Origin of the sequence: Planktothricoides sp. SR001 (assembly GCF_001276715.1) — a bacterium.
GTDB lineage: Bacteria > Cyanobacteriota > Cyanobacteriia > Cyanobacteriales > Laspinemataceae > Planktothricoides > Planktothricoides raciborskii.
On the sequence record NZ_LIUQ01000048.1, the window covers coordinates 7314 to 23069 of the forward strand.

20 protein-coding genes are annotated in these 15756 nt (G+C 44.8%); 6 read left to right on the forward strand and 14 right to left on the reverse strand.

Annotated features, from left to right (window positions below; all coding sequences use genetic code 11):
• Positions 1–35: 35 nt before the first annotated feature.
• Complete coding sequence (locus AM228_RS22215; protein ID WP_054469133.1) at positions 36–602, reverse strand: zf-TFIIB domain-containing protein; 567 nt, start codon at positions 600–602, stop codon at positions 36–38.
• Positions 603–721: 119 nt separating this feature from the next.
• Positions 722–1087, reverse strand: a complete 366-nt coding sequence (gene patD, locus AM228_RS22220; RefSeq protein ID WP_054469134.1) for a heterocyst frequency control protein PatD — start codon at positions 1085–1087, stop codon at positions 722–724.
• A 302-nt stretch (positions 1088–1389) separates the two neighbouring features.
• Here patD and AM228_RS22225 point away from each other — a divergent pair, with 302 nt between their 5' ends.
• The gene (locus AM228_RS22225) at positions 1390–3660 is read left to right on the forward strand and encodes a bifunctional (p)ppGpp synthetase/guanosine-3',5'-bis(diphosphate) 3'-pyrophosphohydrolase (RefSeq protein WP_072160889.1); all 2271 of its coding nucleotides are present in this window, start codon (positions 1390–1392) and stop codon (positions 3658–3660) included.
• A gap of 161 nt (positions 3661–3821) precedes the next feature.
• On the forward strand, positions 3822–4649 hold the full coding sequence (locus AM228_RS22230) for a Uma2 family endonuclease (protein WP_054469136.1): 828 nt from the start codon (positions 3822–3824) through the stop codon (positions 4647–4649).
• Positions 4650–4869: 220 nt separating this feature from the next.
• Here the strand turns inward: AM228_RS22230 and AM228_RS22235 are convergent, their stop codons facing one another.
• From AM228_RS22235 to AM228_RS22270, 11 genes are all read right to left on the reverse strand, one after another.
• Positions 4870–5451: an Npun_F5749 family FMN-dependent PPOX-type flavoprotein gene (locus AM228_RS22235; RefSeq protein ID WP_054469137.1), complete on the reverse strand. Its 582-nt coding sequence runs from the start codon at positions 5449–5451 to the stop codon at positions 4870–4872.
• A gap of 71 nt (positions 5452–5522) precedes the next feature.
• Positions 5523–5675 carry a pentapeptide repeat-containing protein gene (locus AM228_RS36955; RefSeq protein ID WP_369817795.1) on the reverse strand — a complete coding sequence of 51 codons (153 nt, stop codon included), beginning with the start codon at positions 5673–5675 and terminating at the stop codon, positions 5523–5525.
• Positions 5603–6244 carry a pentapeptide repeat-containing protein gene (locus AM228_RS35590; protein WP_231636907.1) on the reverse strand — a complete coding sequence of 214 codons (642 nt, stop codon included), beginning with the start codon at positions 6242–6244 and terminating at the stop codon, positions 5603–5605. Before AM228_RS35590 ends, AM228_RS36955 begins: the two co-directional genes overlap by 73 nt.
• A gap of 44 nt (positions 6245–6288) precedes the next feature.
• A complete protein-coding gene (locus AM228_RS35595) occupies positions 6289–6447 on the reverse strand; it encodes a pentapeptide repeat-containing protein (RefSeq protein WP_231636908.1) in 159 nt (52 codons plus the stop codon).
• A 222-nt stretch (positions 6448–6669) separates the two neighbouring features.
• The gene (gene map, locus AM228_RS22245) at positions 6670–7503 is read right to left on the reverse strand and encodes a type I methionyl aminopeptidase (RefSeq protein WP_054469138.1); all 834 of its coding nucleotides are present in this window, start codon (positions 7501–7503) and stop codon (positions 6670–6672) included.
• Between the two features lie 218 nt (positions 7504–7721).
• A complete protein-coding gene (locus AM228_RS22250) occupies positions 7722–8273 on the reverse strand; it encodes a plastocyanin/azurin family copper-binding protein (protein ID WP_322096582.1) in 552 nt (183 codons plus the stop codon).
• Complete coding sequence (locus AM228_RS22255; RefSeq protein ID WP_197285365.1) at positions 8261–9499, reverse strand: RNA-guided endonuclease TnpB family protein; 1239 nt, start codon at positions 9497–9499, stop codon at positions 8261–8263. The genes AM228_RS22250 and AM228_RS22255 overlap by 13 nt, the downstream gene beginning before the upstream one ends.
• Complete coding sequence (locus tag AM228_RS30130; protein ID WP_156331974.1) at positions 9408–9962, reverse strand: IS607 family transposase; 555 nt, start codon at positions 9960–9962, stop codon at positions 9408–9410. The genes AM228_RS22255 and AM228_RS30130 overlap by 92 nt, the downstream gene beginning before the upstream one ends.
• Before the next feature lie 155 nt (positions 9963–10117).
• The gene (locus AM228_RS22260; RefSeq protein ID WP_054469140.1) at positions 10118–10855 is read right to left on the reverse strand and encodes a sulfite exporter TauE/SafE family protein; all 738 of its coding nucleotides are present in this window, start codon (positions 10853–10855) and stop codon (positions 10118–10120) included.
• A gap of 252 nt (positions 10856–11107) precedes the next feature.
• Positions 11108–11542, reverse strand: coding sequence for a VOC family protein (locus tag AM228_RS22265; protein WP_054469141.1), 435 nt, complete (start codon positions 11540–11542; stop codon positions 11108–11110).
• A 2-nt stretch (positions 11543–11544) separates the two neighbouring features.
• Complete coding sequence (locus AM228_RS22270) at positions 11545–12051, reverse strand: TIGR02652 family protein (RefSeq protein WP_054469142.1); 507 nt, start codon at positions 12049–12051, stop codon at positions 11545–11547.
• 162 nt (positions 12052–12213) lie between these two features.
• Here AM228_RS22270 and AM228_RS22275 point away from each other — a divergent pair, with 162 nt between their 5' ends.
• Together AM228_RS22275 and AM228_RS22280 are read left to right on the forward strand one after the other, a co-directional pair.
• Entirely contained in the window at positions 12214–12780 is a 567-nt protein-coding gene (locus tag AM228_RS22275) for a gamma carbonic anhydrase family protein (protein ID WP_082349006.1), read from the forward strand.
• Between the two features lie 126 nt (positions 12781–12906).
• Complete coding sequence (locus tag AM228_RS22280) at positions 12907–13026, forward strand: photosystem II protein Y (protein ID WP_054469143.1); 120 nt, start codon at positions 12907–12909, stop codon at positions 13024–13026.
• A 483-nt stretch (positions 13027–13509) separates the two neighbouring features.
• Here AM228_RS22280 and AM228_RS22285 read toward each other — a convergent pair whose 3' ends face one another.
• Entirely contained in the window at positions 13510–13839 is a 330-nt protein-coding gene (locus AM228_RS22285; protein WP_369817796.1) for an ArsR/SmtB family transcription factor, read from the reverse strand.
• A gap of 605 nt (positions 13840–14444) precedes the next feature.
• On the opposite strand from AM228_RS22285, the gene AM228_RS22290 reads away from it, so the two are divergent.
• Positions 14445–15140, forward strand: a complete 696-nt coding sequence (locus AM228_RS22290; RefSeq protein ID WP_054469145.1) for an MBL fold metallo-hydrolase — start codon at positions 14445–14447, stop codon at positions 15138–15140.
• Positions 15141–15214: 74 nt separating this feature from the next.
• A complete protein-coding gene (locus AM228_RS22295) occupies positions 15215–15745 on the forward strand; it encodes a rhodanese-like domain-containing protein (protein WP_054469146.1) in 531 nt (176 codons plus the stop codon).
• The last annotated feature ends 11 nt before the right edge of the window (positions 15746–15756 follow it).

Consider the following 15756-nt stretch of genomic DNA (forward strand, 5'->3'; position numbering starts at 1 on the left):
TCTCAAACCCCTACACCCTCTCTTCCCCCGCACTCTTACTGCGGTTTATCCAAGCGACGCATTAAATAAGCGACGCCAAAATCCCCGTTGGGATGTTGTTCTAAGATTTCTGCGAGGGCAAAAATTTTTCCGGCGATTTCTGGACCGAGTTTATCAACGATCGCCTGACGCGCATTTTCCAGATATTGTCTGGAGCGAATCAGGGATTGCCATTCCCCAGAAAATACTTGTTCTAGGTTATAGCTGAGGGCTAATTCTACCAAAGCTTCCCATTCGCCGCGATCGCACCAAAAGCCGCCGCAAGCGGAACAACGTTCCACATAAAAGGGAGTTTTGATCTGAACTTTGCTCCGAGACAGATAGCGATCGCACTTAGGACACAAACCCGCACGGTTATCGGAGGGTGAGACTTCCACCATAATCTCCCCTGGAGTCGAGGTAGCGCCCCGTTGTCGTAACCATTGGGGTTGTTGGCTGCGCCATTCCTCATAAGTATCCAGGGAAATCCAATTTCCCTGACAGTCTGGACAACAATGAACCGCTAAATCCTCACTTAACCAGCCGTCTACCAACTCAACTTTTCTATCTTTTGGACATTTCATCACGGTATCTCTCCGAAGGCGATATTTAGTTAATCATTAGTTAATCAATCGCGAGGGTTCACCTCCCTCTTGACAAAAATCTTGACAAAAATTTTTTAAGTTGCCACAACCAGCAGATTTTATTCTAAAAGGACATCACAGTAACGAATCAAAATCCCTAGGCGATCGCTAATTTGTGCCAAACGTTGTTGCTTGGTAGTGGGTTGTCGAGCGGTTTGGAAAAACATGACATCGGTGGTCAACAAACTCAGATGCTTGTGCATTTCTGTCCGATATGACTGGACTAAAGAGATGCGTTCCTTGGGCAATTCATCCAAGTTTATGGTGAGAATTTCTTGCTTAAATAATTCTTGGACTTGGGATAGTGCCGCTAACAAGGCAGTTTGATTTAACTCAGACTGAGAGTTGAACTGAGCGATCGTGTTATGGATTTCTTCGAGAGATTGTTGAAAGCTTAGATATTGCGGGTAATGAATCTCTGACATCGTTGATTTCTGCCTAAAAATTTGGTTTATATAATAGAAAGCAAGAGTTTTACACAAACCTATAAAGCTGGAGTAGTGCTGGATTCAGGGGCGATCGCCCTTGAAAGCAGCCCAATTTATATTCTCTGAATCGACTCTAGCGGCACAATGCCCTGAACCAGAGAAAATGGTGGGACTTTCTGTTCTCTCCACTGGGTAAAATGTATCTATAGATACAGACATCCTTTACAATTAACCAATTATCGACCATCATTCACCGCTCGCTCCTCCCTAAATCCTTTCACTGTACTCATACCATCCTTATGAACACTGCTGCGCCCACCTGTACTTTTAATGTTGAATTACCCGATTGGCTTAACAATTGTCTAATAGCCGAAACCCAAGGTAAATCAGCTTTTCCAGAAATATCTCCCGCCGACAATGCCTTGATTTGTCGAGCATTTGAATTTGCCTATCACCTCCATGAATGTCAGCGAAGAGCATCGGGAGAGCCCTATATCTGTCACCCGATCGCCGTAGCGGGGTTACTCCGGGATCTCGGTGGCAGCAGCGCCATGATTGCTGCCGGTTTTCTCCATGACATTGTAGAAGATACCGATGTCACCGTAGCAGATTTAGAGCAACGCTTTGGCCCCGAAGTTGCCAGCTTAGTCGAAGGAGTCACCAAACTTTCTAAATTTAACTTTTCTAGCAAAACTGAACGCCAGGCAGAAAACTTTCGGCGAATGTTTTTGGCAATGGCTCAAGATATTCGGGTCATTGTGGTAAAATTAGCCGATCGCCTGCATAACATGAGAACTTTAGAGTCTCTAGCGGATGCCAAACGCCGCCGAATTGCCAGCGAAACTTTAGAAATTTTTGCCCCATTAGCTAATCGTTTAGGGATTGGCCGATTTAAATGGGAATTAGAAGATTTATCCTTTAAATATCTCGATCCAGAAGCTTATCGGGAAACGCAATTGTTAGTCGCCGAAAAACGCACGGAAAGAGAAGCCCGGTTAGCCACTCTGACTCAGACTTTAAGACAGCGTTTAGAAAAAGCTCATATTAACTGTATCGATATTAATGGTCGTCCCAAACACCTCTATGGGATTTACCAGAAAATGCAGCGACAACAAAAGCAATTTCACGAAATATACGATGTCGCCGCCATGCGAATTATTGTAGAAAATAATGAAGAATGTTATCGGGCTTTGGCCGTAGTTCACGACCTATTTCGGCCAATTCCAGGTCGTTTTAAAGACTATATTGGTCTGCCCAAACCCAACCGCTACCAGTCTTTACATACGGGAGTGATTGGGCCAACAGGTCGTCCGATTGAAGTGCAAATTAGAACCCAAGAAATGCACCATATTGCTGAGTATGGAATTGCCGCGCATTGGAAATATAAAGAAACGGGGTCTTCTGATGCTCAATTAACCAATGACGATGAAAAATTTACTTGGTTACGTCAATTGTTGGATTGGCAAAGTGACCTGAAAGATGCTCAGGAATATCTGGAAAATATCAAAGATAATCTATTTGATGATGATGTCTATGTGTTTACCCCACGGGGCGATGTAGTTTCCCTGAAACGAGGGGCAACCCCCATTGATTTTGCCTATCGCATTCATACAGAAATAGGCAATCATTGTTGCGGGGCACGGGTGAACGATCGCATGGTGACGTTAGATACGCTGCTGAAGAACGGGGATATTGTGGAAGTGATGACCCAGAAAAATAGTCATCCTTCTTTAGATTGGTTGAATTTTGTCGTCACTACTACGGCCAAAACTCGGATTCGCCAATGGTATAAGCGATCGCACCGGGATGACAACATTGATCGCGGTCGAGATATGTTGGAAAAAGAAATGGGTAAAAATGGCTTTGAAGCCTTACTCAAATCAGAACCCATGCAGATGGTTGCCCAACGATCTAATTACCAAACCGTCGATGATTTGTTAGCGGGTCTGGGATATGGCGAAATCACTTTGAATCAAGTGGTACATCGTCTGCAAGATTATGTCAAAGCCAATACCCCTCAAGCCACAGAAATTGAGTCGGTTCAACCCACGGCGATCGCTTCCACTCGGCTATTGCGAGAATCCCCGTCGATCCTACCAGGGAAAAAATCTCCGATCGCCGGTGTGGAAGGTTTACTTTATCAAATTGCTGGCTGTTGTAATCCCGTTCCTGGAGAAGACATTATTGGGGTAGTGACTCGTGGCGCCCGGGGCATTTCCATTCACCGGCAAGGTTGTCCCAATGTGGATAGCATTCCTGGCGATCGCCTAGTCCCGGTGAATTGGAACCCCACCAGTGAAGACGAAGCGCGCCCCCAAACCTATCCGATTGATATTTCTATTGAAGTGATCGACCGCGTGGGGGTTCTCAATGACATTCTTTCTCGCTTAAAGGATAATCATGTAAATGTCCGCAGTGCCAACGTCAAAACCTACATGGATCGCCCAGCGGTGATTGACTTAGGCATTGAAATCCGCGATCGGGTTCAGCTTGACCGCACCTTCACTCAAATCAAACAAATGAGTGATGTCTTAAATCTGCGCCGTGTCAGTCATGTAGACAATAATTAAAAGTGCGATCAAAAGCAAGAAATCGGGTAACTGCCGGCAATTTTTGCCGAAAAACATAGATTTAATTCAGAAACCGGGTTTCTTGAAGAAACCCGGTTTCTACGCCCAGGATGGGGCGATCGCCTATACTCAGAATAAGTCCCCTAGCTGGGAGGATATCCATGACCCAAGCATCCCTAAAAACCCCGATATTTTATCCCGAACCAGACGGCGCACCTATGGCAGAAAGTGACCCCACTCGTGATTATTTAGTTTATGGAGTAGAAGCCCTAAAACTATATTTTCAAAAGCGATCGGATGTTTATGTTTCCGGTAATTTGTGGCTATGTTACCAGCAAGGAGTCCCTGATGCGGTAGTTGCTCCGGATGTATTTGTGGTTTTTGGGGTAGAAAACCGTCAACGCCGCAGTTATAAAATCTGGGAAGAAAATGACAAAGCGCCTTCCTGGGTTCTAGAAATAACTTCCCGGAGCACAAGACATCAGGATGAACAAGAAAAACCCCGCACTTATGCTCAAATGGGTGTAACGGAATATTTCCAATATGACCCAACGGGGGATTATCTGAACCCTCCACTCAAGGGCAGAAGGTTAGAGGGCAATACTTACTCGCCGATCGCACCCACTGCGTTGGCAGATGGCACCCTTTGTTTCCCTTCTGAAGTATTGGGATTAGAAATGCATCTCCTAATTGATGGTCAGTTGCGTTTTTTCCATCGTCAGACCGGCGAGTATTTACGCACTTATGGCGAAGAACGAGAGAGAGGCGATCGCGAACAACTGCGAGCCGAGCGCGAACGTCTGGAAAAGGAACAAGAACGTCTGCGGGCTGAACAAGAAAGCCAACGGGCGGAACAAGAACGTCTGCGGGCTGAACAAGAAAGCCAACGGGCGGAACAAGAACGGCAGGAAAAGGAACGGCAACAACAACGGGCCGCGAAATTAGCCGCACGGTTGCGAGAACTGGGAATCGATCCTGATGCTGATTAACCCAAAAAAATCGGGTTGAGTGCGGGAAACCAAAAGAAACCGGGTTTCTGCGATAATTTTTGCCGAAAAACATAGATTTAATTAAGAAACCCGGTTTCTGAATCCGGTTTATCAACCCCTGTGCGGGAGAAACCAAAAGAAACCGGGTTTCTGCGATAATTTTTGCCGAAAAACATAGATTTAATTAAGAAACCCGGTTTCTGCATCCCTGCGGCGAATTTTAAGGATTAATTTCTTGGATTGACCACCCATCATTTTGACGCTGGTATAAGCGACGGTTTTGTGGGTCGCCCCGCAGTTCTAAATGATCGACGGAGAGAGGATCAAGTAATAGTAAACAAAAATGAGAAAGGGGTCGATCCGCTGCGGTCGGTGGGGGATTAAACCCATCGCCATTTTCTCTGGGATGTCCGGGATGTGGCCATGCAAATTGCGATCGCGCCGCGTCTGAAAGTTCTGCCCAGGCTTTTTCGCGAGCAACGGCTAACACCGGATCGAGATGGGTATCGGTGACTAAAGTTAAACGACCCTGCAAGCGAAATTGTTCGCGAGTTTTGGGAAAATACCAACAAACTTCAGCCCAAGGACAACGGTCAATTTGATCCGGTTTTTCACTGCGAAAATCGGTGACAAATTTTAACTGATTTGTCTGGTCTAAAAATCCGCGAAAAACTACTGTTCGGTTCGCCGGTCGGCCATTGGGACGAACAGTGGCTAACTGAACATAACGAGCATTGGGCAAACTGCGATTGCGATGTTGGGCGCGACCAAGAGGCGATCGCCAAGGAGCCAAATCATTCATCGGTCATCGATTAAAAACTATATGGAATATTAAATCGTGATTTGATAGGCATCATATCATCTTGGGCTAGATCATCTTGGGCTGGAATAAAGCTGACCATCAGGCATCCGAGTATCCCGCAAAATCGCTTTATGCATATCTACGTTGGCAATCATCGCATCACGCAAACTCGCTCCCAGGAAATTGGCTTGCTCCAAATCCGTTTCATACAGATCAGCACCCAAAGGTAAGCATCAGATAAATCAGCGCCACTGAGATTAGTCCGCAACAAACAAGCTAAATTCAGTTTCGCGCCGGTCAAATCTGCCTCTTGTAAATTCGCATCAGTCAAATCTGCCCTAGTCAAATTCGCTTGACTTAAAGACGCTCGACTCAACACCGCTTCAGTTAAATCTGCCCCTTGCAAGTTTGCCCCCGCCAACATAGCCCCCCGAAGGGACGCTGCCATCAAACTACTGGCAATCAGATTCGCCTGACTTAAATTCGCTCCATTGAGTTTAGCCTCGGAAAAGTCCACCCCCTCCAACTCCAACCCACTCAAATCCACCCCATTAAGATATGCTTGAGCAAATTTCACCCCATTGAGCAGCGCCCCCTGTAATCGCGCACCACTTAATCGGGCTCCACTCAGATTTGCCCAACTCAAATTAGCCTTAGTCAAATTTGCACCGCGCAGATTAATTCCCCGCAAATCCGCACCACAAAGATTCACCCCTTCTAGGTTCGCTACCGCCAGGTTCACCGCAGTAAGTAAAGTGCCACTGAGTTTAGTTTCAATGAGTTTTGATTTCACCACCCAGGCGGATCTTAAATTAGTTTTTGTCAGGTCTGCTTCGATTAAACTAGCGTAGCGGATTGAAGTTTGGCAAAACTTAGATCCGCCCGATAAAGAAAAGCGCCATTCAAGTTGGCCTGATTTAAGACTGCCCGACTGAGGTTAGCACCTGTGAGAAAGGAGCCTTCGAGGTTGACCCCAGTTAAGTTAACATTGTTCATATCCGCACCAATCAAGTTGGCTTTGGCAAAATTTCTTTCCCCGGCCTGATAGCGGCTGAGTAATTCATAGAGTTTTATGGTATAAGATTTTAGTGATTTATTTAGCCATTCATTTTATATTGTTATAACGATCAACCCTGATATGTAAATTTATTAACAATAATACCTCTTACTAGACAGTAAGAGGTATTTTTTTTCACACCAAAAAAATTAATAAACTAATTAAACTTTAGTGCGATCGCTTAAAATTTCATAGCCATTTTCGGTGACTAATACTGTATGTTCAAACTGAGCGGATAGGGCATTATCCACCGTTACCGCTGTCCATTTATCCGCTAAAATGCGGGTATATTTGGAGCCTTGATTGAGAATCGGCTCGATCGCCAAAGTCATCCCAGCGCGTAATTTCACATTGGGCATTTCACGAGTGCGGAAGTTGAACACCGAAGGTTCTTCATGGAGGTTCCGACCCACACCATGACCCGTGAAATCTTCGACCACACTAAAACCATTGGCTTTCACATGGTCTTCAATTGCTCCGGCAATATCTAATAGATAATTGCCCGCTTTGACTTGTTCAATTCCTTTATATAAAGATTCTTCGGCAACCCGAATTAATTTGGCGGCTTCTGGGGTGACTTCTCCCACTGCAATAGTAATGCAAGAATCCCCGTGGAATCCTTCATAATAAGCGCCTGTGTCTACCTTGAGGACATCCCCGGCGCATAAGACTTTTTTCTTGTTAGGAATTCCATGCACCACTTCATTGTTAACGCTGGCACAAATCGAAGCGGGAAAGCCATGATAGCCTTTAAAACTAGGGGTGGCTCCCATTTCCCGAATCCGTTTTTCCGCGTGAGCATCCAGGTCTGCGGTGGTCATGCCCGGCTGAACCATTTCAGAAATTTCTTTGAGCACCGTGGCCACAATTTTCGCAGACTGACGCATGATGTCAATCTCGCGGGGAGATTTCAGTTCAATAGTGCGGCGACGCTGTTGGTTTTTGACGCTGGGTTTCTGGGCAGGTTGTTGCAGGAGGTTGGCAAGAATGTTCATGTAGTCAGTAGTGATGATATTTGCTTGAATAGGAGAACAGCGATCGCGCCCGATCCCATTTTTCTAAAATAAAGAAATTGATTTCAGGCGATCGAGGATCCGATATTCACTTTAGCTGGATAAATTAACCGTCTTTAACTAACTTAACAGATTCCACAAAAATTCCCCACAGACAATGTAGGGAACTTTTGCGTGGAAATCAGCCGGATAACCGAGGATTAAACCTGCGCCGCAGGTTTAATGGTAATGGTGCCAATCATTCCCGCTTCGGTGTGACCGGGAATAGTGCAACGCAGTTGATAGGTTCCGGATCTTACCGGGACAAACACCCATTCCGCTTCCGCGTTGGGTCTGAGTTCTAGTTCGTGGATCGCCCCTTTGATTTCCACGTTACCGGCGTCTACTTTTTGACTCCAGGAAGCATCGGCAAAATCTTTGGCAGTGAAATAATGTTTTTGGGGACTGGGATTTGTCAATACCAGCTTGTAACGACGACCACCCTCAAATTCAAAGTTATTGGGGAAAAATTTTAGTTCATTGGCTGTATTGCCTAAACTCACTGCCACCTCGATCGCCGGTTGACGGGCTAAATCACCCGTAGGTGCCGCGATCGCCGAGACCGACCCCAGCAGGCTGAACCATAGCACTAATGGCAGCAGCATCCAACGGGTTAAAAGTTTATGTGATGAGGAAACAAACTGTTTAATCATGGGAGATAAGTTTAAATCTGGCTGAATATTTTGTTTGTCTGATTCATTTAAGCTGAACATTCCTGAACATTGATTTCCAATGCTCGGACTGTAACTATAGCAATACCATCATTACTGACAGTAAAAAAGGAATCCCTCAAAGCACGTAACATTATATTACGTGCGCCATTTGCATCTCTAGGAGTTTGACTGCCACAGGGAGGACACTTGTGTATTTTCGCACCACCTAGTTTGGTATGGCGATGTCCACACACTCCACAGGTTTTAGATGTATGACTTTCGCCCACATCAAGCACCACGCAACCACGCTTTGCTGCTTGATGTTTCAGAATTAACTTAAAGTGATAATGCGACGCCAGTTGCTCCACTTGGGGAAACCCCAAGACCGCACAGGCTCCCCAAGTCAGCATACTTCTGACTGTTTTAGACCTAATTTTTCTTCTTGACTTGGCTACCATGTGGGAAGACTCAAAGCGAGGTAGAAAAATTAATCCATAGTTATTAGTCAGGTAATGGGCTGCTTTTTTGTGTACTTCGTCAATTAAGTTCCGAATCTTTTCTCGAATCCGATTAGCCGCTTTTCTCATGGAACGGCGTCGTTTGGCATTTACCTTAGTTGAACGACTAATTAAATCATATTCGTGTTGACATAATCTCACGATTCGACCCATGTCCCCGTTGCCAATTTCAATGACTCGATCGCCGTCATACCCAGTCAAAAAAGTTCTGACTCCAGGATCTAAGGCAATTATTTTCCTTGAAGATGTATGACTTTTAATTACAGGTTCAGGAAAAACAGCGAACCATTTACCACGCCGATAAGTCAATTGAGTACCATAATCCCATTGCTCTGGTATAGGTTCACTTGCCTTAAACTTAAGTGTTTTTGTTAATTGACTGTACCATGTTCCTTTGGTGAAATTGGAATTATTAAATTTGATTGTTTGGCGGGGGTCACGGATACTTCGGAATTTGGCATCACAACTCGCACTTATTGCTTGATGTGCGTCAAAGATAGCATTTTGTCTGATATGGCAAGGCGTTTCTTTCACCCATTGAGGTAAATCGGATTGCATGACCAGATTTCGCAATTTCAGCTTACTAATCCGAGTCGTTGATTGACGCTGCATGGCGATCGCTTGGTTAAAACAATAACGGCAAGCCGCCCGCCATTTTTTCCAAATTTTTTCCAGTTCAGGACTGGGATAAATCCGGATATTCTTTGATTGCAGACTTATATTTTGTAAGTCTGTAGAGTTGGCGACTGAAGATGTGAACAATGGCAAGGATGTCCTCAACCAATTCTCGTTCTGGGGATAAACTGTCTTGGTTGAGAACCACGATTTTTGTTTTGTCGAGTTCGCACAACCAGGTTCGGAGGTCAAACCCGAAACGAACAAGTCTGTCTCTGTGGGCAACCACAATAAATCCGACATCCCCTTGACGGACTCGCTCCAAAATGGCTCTAAGTCCTTTTCTTTTGAAATTAAGACCACTGGCGATATCAGTGACGAGCTCGGCGTTAGGGTAGAGTTCGAGTAATTTTGCAGCTTGGCGATCGAGGTCTGCTTTTTGTCCACGGCTGGAAACGCGGGCATAAGCGATAATTGCCCGTTGCGTTCTCTTGTTGGAAATTCCCGTGTAGGATGCAATATCATATCGCCTCTGCCCTGATGGTGTCCTGATCGCTTGAATCTTGCCGTCTCTTTCCCATCTTCTTAGGGTATGTAAGCATACACCTATTGAGATGTTTCACTTGGTGATGTATATTTCGGCAGTTAGCTCGCTTGCTGTGTACGAAATCCTCTAGCTTAACGCAATTGTTCACCTTTGTCAATCGTTGTTCAGTGAATTGCCTAACAAGAAGAGACTCTTCTCATCTTAAAGCGGACTCGTTCCTTTTTTTAATGATGATGGTGGGGCATTTCCGGGGCAGGATTAGAGCGATCGATGTTTTGCATGGGTACGGTGGTGGGATGCAAGCGCATCAGTAAGGCACTTTGAGGCGGTTTGGGCATCCATCCTAAACGATGCAGTCCCATCCATAAGGTTAAAAAACCCAGAAATGCCATCAGTCCAGCCATGTAGCGTTCCAGTTTGGGTAGTTTGAGTCGTTGCAACAATAGACCAAAGCCAACCATTGCGGGCATGGTTCCTAAGCCAAAGATAAACATACCGGCGGTGGCGATCGCCACGGGCTGAGTTATGGTCAAACTCAGGGCGATCGCGGTTAAGCCACAAGGGATAAATCCGAGAAAAACCCCCAAAGGATAAGTGCGATACCAACTATTGCTGGCATATAACCGTCCCACAGTCTTTTGATAAAATCGCCAATGTTGGAGTGAGGGAAGTTTTCGGGGAAAAAGCTTCAACTGACCTAATGCCATATAAAGCATCACCAGTCCCGCGATTACCAGAATACTGGCCCGAAAACCCAGAAAATTTTGCAATCCATGACCAAAGCTACTGGTGAGAAATCCTAAAAAGGCATAAGTGGTAGAACGACCCAGACCATAGAGCACATGAGAATACCAGGGGTTACGGTTCCACTGGGTATAGCTGACCACAAACGGGCCGCACATTCCCACGCAATGGCCACTGCCGATAAAACCCAGTGCTAAAAATATATATAAACTCAGCATTTGTTGTTGGTTGTTGGTTGTTGGTTGTTGGTTGTTGGTTGTTGGTTGGGGAAAGGGGAACAGTTATCAGGAGCCACTGCGATCTTGGGGTCTCCCCAAGTCTAGCAAGTGGCGTGGAACGGCGAAAGTGAATAGTGAATAGTGAATAGTGAATAGTGATGCATTTCAATGAAATACCACTTTTCCTCTTTTCTCTTTCCTATTTCCTCTTTTCTCTTTGCTCTTTCCTCTTTGCTGTTGGTTGTTGGTTATTTAGCAAAGGACGCGGATAAATTCTAGGGGCAGCCCGTCGCTATCGGCAATAAAAGTAATTTCATAAACACGGTCGCCTATCATCTGTTGGGTCGGTGCCAACAGCACTTTCAACGGTTGAAACATGGCCTGGTCTGATGCCGCCGCATCAGCAAAACTTTGCTGTAAATCCCTTAACCAGCTTGGTAAGTCGCTGGTTTGGTCGGTTAAATCAAAGGATAAATGATAATAGCCCGTATAATGCTCATCCCCAAAAGCATCGGGCGCAGGACGGGGTTCGGGAATTTGGATTAATTCAATTCGTCCCAAGTCCCCGACCAGCCAACAAGCTAAGGTAATTCCAGCGGTAAACCGCTCGCTGACCGTAAACCCCAGTTTTTCATAAAAGGCGATCGCTCGGTGAATATTCGCAGTTCTAATCGAGGCATGGTGCATAACTACTCAAATAAGCGAAAATAAGGATAGCGACTGGGGACTCCAGGTTCTTGTTCTAAAGTAAAATTAATCACCTGCCATTGGGGGTCTTCCTGGGGATCCGGGCTAAACTCCACGGGTAAGCCATAAAGTTTGGGCAGCAGAGCATCAGACTGACCTCCCCAAGGGGCGCTACGTTCTAAATAAGAATTCAGGAGTTGTTCATAGCGTTTGGCAATAATCACGCGAGTGGCGCGATATCCCTTAGTATAAAGACGATCCAAGGCTTCATGGATTTCAAAGCGAATCCCATCGGGATGGGTATGTTGTCGATACCATTCACCCTCCCACTGACGCCAATGACGCCCCGATTGTAAATGAATCAGTTCTTTTGTGTCAGGGTTTGCCTCAAAAGCACCATGCCGTTGACAAAGATAACTATCTGTCAACGTCAGCGCTTGAATTGTCTGACGACAATGAGGACATTGAATCTCTGGACCGAAAATGGGATATTGCAATACTAGATTCATAATTGAGGCAGGTTATCGGCAAAAATATTAATTAGGATTGGCGCCAGCACTCGTGGTTTTATTATACCTAGAGATATTGACCACTTCACGATTCTTATTCTGGGGCGCCGGTAGGCGCAACCTCGCGAGTGTTTCTGATTAAAGGACGGATTAAAGGACGGAATGATTGTGAACCATATTAACCAATCCATGACTAACTTACCTAATTATTGGCCGATCCCGGACGTTTCGGCGGCGGCATTTGTGGCCCCTACCGCTACCGTGGTCGGTTGGGTGAAATTGGGGGCTGGTGCGAGTGTCTGGTATGGGGCGGTGATCCGAGGAGATGTAGAAAAAATTATTATTGGCGATCGCACCAATATTCAAGATGGGGCAATTCTCCACGGAGATCCTGGTCAGGTGACATTATTAGAAGATTGTGTCACCGTCGGGCACCGGGCGGTGATTCATGCGGCAACCATTGAACGAGGCAGTTTAATTGGCATTGGGGCGGTGGTGATGGATGGCGTCCGGGTTGGCGCTGGCAGTATTATTGGCGCTGGGGCAATTGTCACCAAAGATGTGGAGGCGCGATCGCTCATGGTGGGAATTCCCGCCAAACGAGTTCGGACAGTGACAGACGACGAAGCAGCGGAACTCATCGAACACGCCCACCGTTATGAAAAACTTGCCTTAGTTCATGCAAACAAAGGTGACAATCCTGGGTTTCCTCAACCCACATCATGGTAAATTTACTCATCGCAAATTGGAGAAAATGAAATTTTTTTGTCAAAGGACTGGAAAATAAATACCTTTGATTGCAAAATAGAAAAAATGAGAACCTGATACAAATCTTTAAAGAGGAGAGGCAACATTATGGATTGGCGTATCATCGTTGTTTTACTTCCGATTATTTTGGCCGGTAGCTGGGCTGTGTTCAATATCCTGGCTGCTGCTTTAACCCAGATCCAGGACTGGTGGAATAAGCAAACCTAAATGCATCTCCCGATTTAGCTAAGTAACCGACTGTCTTCTAGTTGGTATGGACAGTCGGTTACTTGGCTTACCAGAGAAATGGGCTGATTTTTCTGACAGAAAACTTTTATTTTTGGCCACAAAAAATAATCAAATTACTGACTCGTAATAACTCGTCAAATTTCCCCTGGAAAACTCCAGAAAACTTGACTTAACAGTGGAACTCTAAAAACTTGTTTTGCGTCCATCTGGTCATCTAGCTTGGACTGCCCCTTCGCAAGGGAACACTCAACCAAGTGAAATGCACCCTATTAAATGCCCCTAGTCTCTGGCAGGGGCTTTTTTTGATCCGTAAGTGACTAAGTTGCGAATTATCAGGATTTTTAGGATAGCTGGACTAAATCTACGGATGATTTCGCAGAGCAGCTTAATCGCAGCTTAATCATTGATATCCGCAGATTTTTAGTCCGCATTAACTTGGCATATGGATTGAGTAGCGATTGATTATTTTAAAGATTCAAATTGTTCATTTTTTGCTTGGATTTGATCCACGATAATCTCACACACCAAGTCACAAATTTGAAACAAAAAAGGATTAGCAATTTGATAAAAAACGTTGACCCCTTGAGGCTCTCTTTTGACAATGCCTGCTTGGGTCAAAATCTTTAAGTGTTTGGAAACATTTGCTTGCCCCAGGCCGGTTTCCGCAATAATCTCTGTGACATTTTTTGGGCTTTTTTTTAAACAACATAAAATCTGAATTCGACTGATTTCTGAAAGCACTTTAAAGAAATCAGCCACCATTCCTAGAGCGGTAGGCGGTAGTTGGGATATTTTAGCATCATCCAGGTTTAATGTTGCCAAAGAATCGGTAATTACGGGTATTTTGGTCGGCATAAGGAAAAATATCCTCGATATATCGATATATAGACTCAATTCGCTCACTGGCTTATTTTAATTTAAATAAGCAAATCAGGATCCGTTCATTGTGAACCAGGGGTCATCACTTCTATGGCAAGAATTGATCGCCAAGGGGAAAATTTATCGAAACAAATGGTCAGCCTCCAAGGGATCAGGAAGAATTATCTGGCATGACATAATTAAATCAATATTGTTTGGCCAGCAACATAAGTCAAACGATCAGAATATTACCACATAGCTTTATAGTAAATCAATAGGTAGAGTAATTTTTTCTAAAATTACTGGTTACTGGTTACTTGTTATTTGTTAAATAACTAGGGACTAGGGACTGGGGACTGGGGACTGGGGACAAAAAAATTTGGCGATCGCTCTCCCTTGACATATCTACTATATTACTATATAATTATAATAAGATAAATTAAATAAGAACGCGATCCAGTAGATACGACTGGTAGCGGACTATATTTTTTCTGCATTTTTTCTGCTTATCCCAATGTACAACTACCCGGAAGTCAGCCATGTTATTTAGACAACTGTTTGATCAAGAATCCTGCACCTATACTTATCTGATCGCCGATCGCACCACCAAAGAAGCGGTTTTGGTCGATCCAGTGATCGAACAAGTCGAACGTGACTATAAGTTAATTCAAGAACTGGGTTTGACCCTGCGTTATTGTCTGGAAACTCATGTCCATGCGGATCATATTACGGGAACGGGGAAGCTGCGCGAACTGACTGGCTGTTCCGGTATCGTCCCTGAAGGTGCTCAGGTGAGTTGTGCCGATCGCCATATTGCCGATGGAGAAACTTTAAAAGTGGGTGAGATCGAAATCGAGGCGATCGCCACTTTGGGTCACACAGATAGCCACCATGCTTATCTAGTCAATCGGCAGATGGTACTGACTGGAGATGCCTTGTTTATTCGGGGATGTGGACGCACGGATTTCCAAAGTGGGGATGCGGGAACCTTGTATGATGCAGTCACCCAAAGATTGTTTACTTTACCCGATGAAACCTTGGTTTATCCCGGTCACGACTACAAAGGTATGATGGTTTCTACCATTGGCGAAGAAAAACAACTGAATCCCAGATTTGTGGGGCGCGATCGCGACAATTTCATTCAATTTATGAGTTCTCTGAATCTGCCCAACCCGAAAAAAATCATGGAAGCCGTCCCCGCCAACCAAAGTTGTGGTCAAGTTGCCTCCGTTTGATAAATTGGCCCGCTAAAATCTAAGAAATATCATTGACAAAATTATCACATCAAATCAACCAAGGATCAATTTCTATGACTATCTCAGCTAACGGACAAATTCAAACTGTCAATGCCGAAACCCTCAAACAATTAATTGACCAAAACCTTGTCCAACTGATTGATGTCCGCGAACCTTCGGAGTTTGCCGGAGAACATATTGCCGGGGCAACTCTACTTCCTTTGTCCAGTTTTGATGCCAATAAAGTACCCCGTCAAACCTCTCCCCAAGTAGTTTTATATTGCCAAAGTAGCAATCGTTCGGGACAAGCGGCGAAAAAACTATTAGAGGCTGGCTTTGAAAAAGTAGTTCATATGGAAGGGGGGCTCAATGCTTGGAAACAAGCCGGTTATCCCACAAAAGTGAATAAAAATGCCCCCATTAGCATTATGCGCCAAGTGCAAATTGTCGCTGGTTCCTTAGTCTTAACTGGAACTATTCTGGGGGCGAATTATCCCAAATTTTTGTTTTTGAGTGGTTTTGTTGGTGCCGGTTTAGTCTTTTCGGGGGCGACCAATACTTGTATGATGGCGAAGTTATTGGCCAAGTTACCCTATAACCAATAACCTTATAACCA

Excerpts from the sequence above, each read along its gene's own strand:
- AM228_RS22290 (WP_054469145.1), top strand. The coding sequence starts at position 14,445 with ATGTTATTTAGACAACTGTTTGATCAAGAATCCTGCACCTATACTTAT.
- patD (WP_054469134.1), bottom strand. The coding sequence starts at position 1,087 with ATGTCAGAGATTCATTACCCGCAATATCTAAGCTTTCAACAATCTCTC.
- AM228_RS22295 (WP_054469146.1), top strand. The coding sequence starts at position 15,215 with ATGACTATCTCAGCTAACGGACAAATTCAAACTGTCAATGCCGAAACC.
- AM228_RS22270 (WP_054469142.1), bottom strand. The coding sequence starts at position 12,051 with ATGAATCTAGTATTGCAATATCCCATTTTCGGTCCAGAGATTCAATGT.
- AM228_RS22275 (WP_082349006.1), top strand. The coding sequence starts at position 12,214 with ATGATTGTGAACCATATTAACCAATCCATGACTAACTTACCTAATTAT.
- AM228_RS22215 (WP_054469133.1), bottom strand. The coding sequence starts at position 602 with ATGAAATGTCCAAAAGATAGAAAAGTTGAGTTGGTAGACGGCTGGTTA.
- AM228_RS22225 (WP_072160889.1), top strand. The coding sequence starts at position 1,390 with ATGAACACTGCTGCGCCCACCTGTACTTTTAATGTTGAATTACCCGAT.
- AM228_RS22230 (WP_054469136.1), top strand. The coding sequence starts at position 3,822 with ATGACCCAAGCATCCCTAAAAACCCCGATATTTTATCCCGAACCAGAC.
- AM228_RS22265 (WP_054469141.1), bottom strand. The coding sequence starts at position 11,542 with ATGCACCATGCCTCGATTAGAACTGCGAATATTCACCGAGCGATCGCC.
- AM228_RS35595 (WP_231636908.1), bottom strand. The coding sequence starts at position 6,447 with ATGAACAATGTTAACTTAACTGGGGTCAACCTCGAAGGCTCCTTTCTC.
- AM228_RS22250 (WP_322096582.1), bottom strand. The coding sequence starts at position 8,273 with ATGTTCAGCTTAAATGAATCAGACAAACAAAATATTCAGCCAGATTTA.
- AM228_RS22260 (WP_054469140.1), bottom strand. The coding sequence starts at position 10,855 with ATGCTGAGTTTATATATATTTTTAGCACTGGGTTTTATCGGCAGTGGC.
- AM228_RS22235 (WP_054469137.1), bottom strand. The coding sequence starts at position 5,451 with ATGAATGATTTGGCTCCTTGGCGATCGCCTCTTGGTCGCGCCCAACAT.
- map (WP_054469138.1), bottom strand. The coding sequence starts at position 7,503 with ATGAACATTCTTGCCAACCTCCTGCAACAACCTGCCCAGAAACCCAGC.
- AM228_RS22280 (WP_054469143.1), top strand. The coding sequence starts at position 12,907 with ATGGATTGGCGTATCATCGTTGTTTTACTTCCGATTATTTTGGCCGGT.